The 236-nt window shown below is 59.3% G+C and carries 1 pseudogene; it reads right to left on the reverse strand.

The annotated features are described in order from the left end of the window. Positions 1–16 precede the first annotated feature (16 nt). Positions 17–236: pseudogene (locus ACYQ0J_RS13965) on the reverse strand (IS982 family transposase); the annotation flags it as partial.

A 236-nucleotide genomic window follows, 5' to 3' on the forward strand; every position in this document is an offset into this window, starting at 1 on the left:
AGTATAACCCAAGTTGCTACCCAGCCATCTTCTGGGTCAGGAGACTGATGTTATGGGCCAGGACGAAGGTGAGAACTTTGATGACGAAACCCTCCTGGGTCACGGCGTGGATGCGCCTGGGGAAGAGGTGATGGAGCATGCTCCCCACCGTCTCCACCACCCTCCGCCCCACGATGGCCAGGTACTGCATCCAAGGGAGATACCGCCGGCTGTTCCTCCTGCGGATGACCATGGGA

This window comes from Thermus sp. FJN-A (genome assembly GCF_054655095.1).